Below are 5789 nucleotides of genomic sequence, written 5' to 3' on the forward strand. Positions count from 1 at the left end.
CCCGTGTCCGGCCCGCCGCTGTCCTCCGGCCACCCGGAGACCGTGCCGTTCGTGGGGCGAGGCCCCCGCGGCGGCTCAGCGGCGCACCCGTGGCATCCCCAGGCCGATCCAGGAGATGATCTCCCGCTGGATCTCGTTGTTGCCGCCGCCGAAGGTGAAGACGACGCTGCTGCGGTAGCCGCGCTCCAGCTCTCCATGGAGAACCTCGCCCGCCGAGCCCTCCTTGAGCGGTCCCGCGGCGCCGACGATCTCCATCAGCCAGGCGTAGGCGTCGCGGCGCGCCTCGGAGCCGTACACCTTGACGGCGGAGGCGTCCTGCGGGGTGAGCGTGTCGCGCTGGAGGGCGTCCACCATCTGCCAGTTGAGCACCTTCATGGCGTCCAGCCGGGCGTGCGTACGGGCCAGCCGGCCGCGTACCCAGGCCAGGTCGATCACCCGGCGGCCGTCGGGGAGCTTGGTGTCGGCGGCCCACTGGCGGACGCCGCGCAGGGCGCGGATGGCCATGGTGCCGTGGGCGGCGAGGGTGACCCGCTCGTAGTTGAGCTGGGTGGTGATCATGCGCCAGCCCTCGTTCTCGGGGCCGACCCGGCGGGTGGCCGGGACGCGGATGTTCTCGTAGTAGCTGGCGGTGGTGTCGTGGGAGGCGAGGGTCTTGATGAGGGTGGCGGAGTAGCCGGGGTCGGCGGTCGGGACCAGCAGGATGCTGATGCCCTTGTGGGGTTTGGCGTCGGGGTCGGTGCGGACCGCGAGCCAGACCCAGTCGGCGGTGTCGCCGTTGGTCGTCCAGGTCTTCTGGCCGTTCACGATGTACTCGTCGCCCTCGCGCACCGCGCGGGTCTTGAGGGAGGCGAGGTCGGTACCGGCGTCGGGCTCGCTGTAGCCGATCGCGAAGTCGATCTCGCCGGAGAGGACCTTGGGCAGGAAGTACGCCTTCTGCTCCTCGGTGCCGAACCGCATGATCGTGGGCCCGACCGTATTGAGCGCCATCAGCGGCAGCGGCACGCCGGCCTGGGCCGCCTCGTCGAAGAAGATGAACTGCTCGACCGGGCCGAGCCCGCGCCCGCCGTACTCCTGGGGCCAGCCGACCCCCAGCCAGCCGTCGGTGCCGAGCCGGCGGATGGTCTCGCGGTAGAACCGCTTCTGCCCGGTGGAGTCGGCGTAGCGGGCGTAGGCGTCATCGGGGACCAGCTCGGCGAAGTACGCGCGCAGCTCATCGCGCAACCGCCGCTGATCAGGGGTGTATTCGAGGTCCACGGCCCCTCCTGGAGTCTCGCGTGCGCCGTGTCGGCGGTCTGGGAGCGTCCTGGGATCGAGGGGCACGGTAGAACGTGTTCCAACAATACGGAAGGGCCGTGGACCGGGCCCGTCGACCCGGTCCACGGCCCGGGCCTCAGCCCTCCACCCGGGGCGGACTGTCGTCGGTGCCGCGCCGTACGACCTGAACCGGCTGGCCCGGACGCCAGGTGCGCAGCACCATCTCCCCGTTCTCCTTGGCGGTGTGCACCACTTCGGTCAGCTCGGCGCGGTAGAGGTGGAAGGGCTCGGGCGGCCGGACCTCCTGGGCGAAGCGGGCGACCGTCTCGGGGTCGGTCACCTCGACCGCCCGGCCGCTCACCCGCACATCGCCCTCGGTCAGCCCGTCGCCGGGGCCGGGGTTGGCCTGCACCGAGAACCGCGGATCGCGGCGCAGGTCCAGCGCCTTGCGCGAGTCGGGCATCATGCCCAGCCACAACTCGCCGGAGAGGAAGTCGACTTCGAGCGGTGTCACCCGCGGGGAGCCGTCCTGGCGCAGGGTGGCCAGCACATGGTGGCGGTAGTGGCCGAAGCGGTCCTGGGCGTAGTCGGCGAAGGCGGGCTCGGCCGCCGCGAAGCCGGCCCAGCTCGTGGTCGGGTAGGTCATCGTCATGGCGCCCATGCTCGGGCCGTTTCCGGACATCTCCTGTCGGGATTTCCCGGCTTCCGACTCCCGCGCCTGATCCGGTGGCAGATACGCGTTCCACTCGGTGCCCGGCAGCGGATAGCCGACCCAGGTCCGGGCGTAGGACGGCGGCCGGGTCCGGCCGCGCGGCAGCAGCAGCGCGGTGGGTTCACGGGCGGCGCGGCGCAGCAGCGTGGGCAGGGTGGTGGACCGGTTGTTGCCGCTGGTCTGCGCGGAGGAGCAGCCCGCGTGGTACGCGACGGGCAGGGCGCGGTCGCCGGTCACCAGACAGGGCGGCCGCAGCCCCAGCCGCTCCAGCCCCCGCGCGGCGGTGCGATAGCGCCCGGTGGTGCGGTCGGACTGCTCGGCGGCGTGGTGGAGGATGACGAACTGGCTGGCCAGATGGAGGGTGATGACCACCCCGAGGGCGACGGCCAGATGCTGCGGCGAGCGCGCGGCCCGCACCGCGTGGAACACCAGCCCGGCGATCGGCAGCGCCAGCAGCGCGTAGGAGGGCATCAGGAAGCGCGGTGCGGAGTAGCCGATGAGCAGCAGATACGGCAGGGCGAGGGTGGCCGCGCAGACGATGGGCAGCACGGTCAGCGGTACGGCGGGGAGCCGGACGGCCGGTCTGCCCAGCCCCACCCGCACCCGGCGCAGCTCCTGGCGGTCGCGCAGCGCGGCATGGACGCACAGGAGGGTCAGCACGGGCAGCGCCAGCCACCATACGGTCAGCTCCGGGTGACGCAACGGCACCTCGCAGGGGCGGCAGAGCTGAGGTCCGTTGAGGCTGCGCAGCGCGGCCCCCACGCTGAAGTGGAGGCCCATGCCCCCCTCGACCTCGCTGGAGGCGTTCAGCCGCTCGCCGATGCCGCCGAAGCGGTCGTACGCCTCGCCGATCCACTGGGCGGCGCCGAGCAGCGGTCCGCCGATCAGCGCGGGCAGGGCGGGCCGCCAGGTGCGCACCCCGATCGCGCCGGCCAGGAGCGGCAGGGCGAGCCATCCTCCGTCGGGGGTGCGCACCAGGGTGACGCCCGCGAGGACGGCGGCCAGCCACCAGCGGGCCTTGGTCTCGTGCGGCGCGCGGAGGAACCAGCCGACGGCGGCGACGGCGCCGATCGCCACCCAGAGGTTGGGCATCACCGCGGGCCCGCTGATCTGGGTGATCCACAGTCCGGAGAACAGCAGCGCGGCCAGGGCGACCTGAGCGGGGGGCAGCAGCCGGGTCCAGACCCGGAAGGCGCCGTAGAGCGCGCCCGCGGACGCCAGCATGAGCAGGATCCGCAGCGCCGGAATGGAGTCGGTCGCGGCGACGAGGGGCGCGACCAGGAGACTGACGCCGCGCGAGCGGGGTGCGCTGAAGTACGCGGGCGGGGTGCGCGGATCGACCTGGGAGACGTACACGGACTCGTCCCAGCCCAGCGCGTGGCCGGTGTGCGGGATCACCATGGCGAGCTGGACCACGGCGTATCCGATGGCCACCAGCCCGAGCCAGGGGGCCGGGCGACGGTACCGCCGCGGCTGGCGTGGCTGGGGGCGCGGGGGCAGGACGGCGGCCGCCGGTGCGGCAGTATTCTCCATGCGCGCACCATATGATATCTATGTACCTTTTTCGTCCTATTAGGCCATCCGGCCCAGTGTCCAAGGGGTGCCATGGACGCGACGGATCCGTAGGCTGTGGCAGCGGTGCACAGCCCCCATCCGGCGGAGGACGGACACACCCATGAAGATGCTCATCAACGTCCCCGAGACGGTGGTCGCCGACGCGCTGCGCGGAATGGCCGCCTGCCACCCCGAACTGATCGTCGACGTCGAGAACCGGGTGATCGTCCGGCGGGACGCGCCGGTCGAGGGCAAGGTGGGGCTGGTCTCCGGAGGTGGATCGGGACACGAGCCGCTGCACGGCGGTTTCGTGGGGAGCGGCATGCTCGACGCCGCCTGCCCCGGCGAGGTGTTCACCTCCCCCGTGCCGGATCAGATGGTGCGCGCCGCGGCGGCGGTGGACAGCGGCCAGGGCGTGCTGTTCATCATCAAGAACTACACGGGCGATGTGCTCAACTTCGACATGGCCGCCGAACTCGCCGAGGACGAGGGCATCCAGGTCGCGAAGGTCCTGGTCAACGACGATGTGGCGGTGACCGACAGCCTCTACACGGCGGGCCGGCGCGGCACCGGGGCCACCCTGTTCGTGGAGAAGATCGCGGGCGCGGCGGCCGCGGAGGGCGCGCCGCTGGAGCGAGTGGAGTCGATCGCCCGGCGGGTGAACGAGCTCTCGCGGAGCTTCGGCGTCGCGCTCAGCCCCTGTTCCACCCCCTCCAAGGGCGGCCCCACCTTCGAACTGCCCGCTGGGGAGCTGGAGTTGGGGGTTGGCATCCACGGCGAGCCGGGGCGTGAGCGGCGGGCGATGATGACCTCCCATGAGATCGCCGACTACGCCGTGCAGGTGGTGGTCGAGGACCTGCGCCCGGAGAACCCGGTGCTGCTCCTGGTCAACGGCATGGGGGCGACCCCGCAACTGGAGCTGTACGGCTTCGCCGCCGAGGTGCACCGGGCGCTCGGCGAGCGGCAGGTGGCGGTGGCGCGTACGCTCGTCGGCAACTACGTCACGTCACTCGACATGGCGGGCGCCTCGATCACGCTGTGCCAGGTCGACGAGGACCTCCTGCGGCTGTGGGACGCGCCCGTGCGGACCGCCGGGCTGCGCTGGGGTGCCTGAGGCCGGCCGGCCCCCGATACGTACGCTGTCGCCGTTGGCTACGACCGAGGAGGCGCCTGTGTCCAGCAGTGAACCCGCCGTCGATGACACGCTCGACACCCCTTTCTTCCTCCGATGGCTCACCGCCGCGGCCACGTCCGTGAGCCATGAGGCGGCCCGTCTCACCGACCTGGACTCCGCGATCGGCGACGCCGACCACGGCACCAATATGCAGCGCGGCTTCGCCGCCGTGGCCGAGGCACTGGAGAAGGAGCCGCCGGGCTCGCCCGGGGCCACCCTCATCCTGGCCGGGCGCCAGCTCATCTCCAAGGTGGGCGGGGCCTCCGGACCGCTGTACGGGACGCTGCTGCGGCGGGCCGGCAAGGCGCTCGGCGACGCCGAGCAGATCACCCCGCAGCAACTGGCGGACGCGCTGCGGGCCGGGGTGGACGCGGTGGCGCAGCTCGGCGGCGCCGCGCCCGGCGACAAGACGATGCTGGACGCGCTGCTCCCCGCCGTCGAGGCGCTGGGCGGGGCCACCGGGTCGTTCGCGGCCGCGGGCGAGGCCGCCGAGAAGGGCGCCCTGGCCACCGTGCCCATGCTGGCGCGCAAGGGCAGGGCCAGCTATCTGGGTGAGCGCAGCGTGGGCCACCAGGACCCGGGCGCCACCTCGTCGGCGCTGCTCATCGCGGCACTGGCGGAGGCGGCCCGATGACCGACGAGGGCGAGAAGAAGCTGGTCGGCATAGTGCTGGTGTCGCACAGCGCGGCGGTGGCGGACTCGGTGGCCGAGATGGCGAAGGGGCTGTCCGGCGGTGGCGCGGCGCCGGTCCGCGCGGCGGGCGGCACCGCGGACGGCGGGTTCGGCACCAGCCCGGAGCTCATAGCGGAGGCGGCCCACGAGGTCGACCGGGGCGCCGGAGTGGCGGTCCTGGTGGACCTGGGCAGCGCGGTCCTGGCCGTCAAGGCGCTGCTGGCCGAGGGCGATGAACTGCCGGAGGGCACCCGATTGGTGGACGCGCCGCTCGTGGAGGGGGCGGTCGCGGCGCTCGTCACCGCCTCCACCGGGGCGGACGTGGACGGGGTGCTCCAGGCGGCCTCGGAGGCGTACGACTACCGCAAGGTCTGACAGCGCGAGGTCCGGCACGGCGCGGACCGGCACGGCGCGGACCGGCAC

At 72.9% G+C, this 5789-nt stretch carries 5 protein-coding genes; 3 read left to right on the top strand and 2 right to left on the bottom strand.

Annotated features, from left to right (window positions below; translation table 11 throughout):
- Positions 1-75: 75 nt before the first annotated feature.
- Together KN815_RS44525 and KN815_RS44530 are read right to left on the bottom strand one after the other, a co-directional pair.
- Entirely contained in the window at positions 76-1254 is a 1179-nt protein-coding gene (locus tag KN815_RS44525) for an acyl-CoA dehydrogenase family protein (RefSeq protein WP_216347482.1), read from the bottom strand.
- Between the two features lie 136 nt (positions 1255-1390).
- The gene (locus KN815_RS44530; RefSeq protein WP_216347485.1) at positions 1391-3499 is read right to left on the bottom strand and encodes a pyridoxamine 5'-phosphate oxidase family protein; all 2109 of its coding nucleotides are present in this window, start codon (positions 3497-3499) and stop codon (positions 1391-1393) included.
- Between the two features lie 142 nt (positions 3500-3641).
- On the opposite strand from KN815_RS44530, the gene dhaK reads away from it, so the two are divergent.
- From dhaK to KN815_RS44545, 3 genes are read left to right on the top strand one after another with little or no spacing between them, the layout of a single operon-like run.
- The gene (gene dhaK, locus KN815_RS44535) at positions 3642-4634 is read left to right on the top strand and encodes a dihydroxyacetone kinase subunit DhaK (protein WP_216347486.1); all 993 of its coding nucleotides are present in this window, start codon (positions 3642-3644) and stop codon (positions 4632-4634) included.
- 58 nt (positions 4635-4692) lie between these two features.
- Entirely contained in the window at positions 4693-5328 is a 636-nt protein-coding gene (gene dhaL / locus KN815_RS44540) for a dihydroxyacetone kinase subunit DhaL (RefSeq protein ID WP_093468828.1), read from the top strand.
- A complete protein-coding gene (locus KN815_RS44545; RefSeq protein ID WP_014058773.1) occupies positions 5325-5741 on the top strand; it encodes a PTS-dependent dihydroxyacetone kinase phosphotransferase subunit DhaM in 417 nt (138 codons plus the stop codon). The genes dhaL and KN815_RS44545 overlap by 4 nt, the downstream gene beginning before the upstream one ends.
- Positions 5742-5789: the final 48 nt, after the last annotated feature.

The sequence above is a fragment of the Streptomyces niphimycinicus genome, assembly GCF_018883605.1.
Classification (GTDB): domain Bacteria; phylum Actinomycetota; class Actinomycetes; order Streptomycetales; family Streptomycetaceae; genus Streptomyces; species Streptomyces niphimycinicus.

Bases quoted from the DNA above. Each gene is read 5' to 3' on its own strand.
- dhaK (WP_216347486.1), top strand. From the start codon at position 3,642: ATGAAGATGCTCATCAACGTCCCCGAGACGGTGGTCGCCGACGCGCTG.
- KN815_RS44530 (WP_216347485.1), bottom strand. From the start codon at position 3,499: ATGGAGAATACTGCCGCACCGGCGGCCGCCGTCCTGCCCCCGCGCCCC.
- KN815_RS44545 (WP_014058773.1), top strand. From the start codon at position 5,325: ATGACCGACGAGGGCGAGAAGAAGCTGGTCGGCATAGTGCTGGTGTCG.